This is a genomic window from Rhizobacter sp. P3_B12 (genome assembly GCF_056402895.1).
In genome coordinates, this window is the sequence record NZ_JBFUGN010001706.1 from 1 (window position 1) to 618 (window position 618).

Genomic DNA, 618 nt, shown 5'->3' on the forward strand with positions numbered 1-618 from the left:
GTTTCGGGGATGGCCGGCATCTCGCCGCCGGCCTTGCGCACCGCCGATTCGCCGGCGTTCCAGGCCGCGAGCGCGACATCGATGCGGCCGAAGCGGCGTGTCAGGCTCGACAGCATGCGGGCGCCGGTGAGGATGTTGGTGCGCGGGTCGAGCAGCTTCTCGCGCAGCGCCGCGGGGCGCTCGTCGGCCGCGAAGCCGCCGTAGTGCTGCGCGGCGATCGGCGTCAGCTGCATCAGCCCGACCGCGCCACGCGGCGACACCGCCTTCGCGTTGAAGCCGGACTCGACCGCGATGATGGCCTTCAGCAGCTCGATGTCGACGCCGTGCGCGGCCGCCGCCTCGCGCAGCAGCGGCTGCAGCGATTTCACCTCGGGTGCGAACTCCAGCCACGTGAGCAGGCCGCCGGCACCGTCGGTCTTGCCGGGCACGCGCAGCTGCGCCGCATCRCCCAGCACCAGGTGGTAGCGCGAATCGACCTGCGTCGGTGCGAGGTGTGCGGTGCCGCTGCCGTCGACATAGCCCCACAGCTCGGCATGCACGAGCGCGGGCACGGCGAGTGCAGCAGCCGCCAGCGCGGCCTTCATCTCAGACATCCACCTCGACGTCGTCGCCGCGCAG

1 protein-coding gene is annotated in these 618 nt (G+C 72.3%); it reads right to left on the reverse strand.

Annotated features, from left to right (window positions below; genetic code table 11):
- The coding region (locus tag AC1D01_RS37785; protein WP_477875091.1) for a lytic transglycosylase domain-containing protein at positions 1–584 on the reverse strand (584 nt) is incomplete at its 3' end.
- Positions 585–618: the final 34 nt, after the last annotated feature.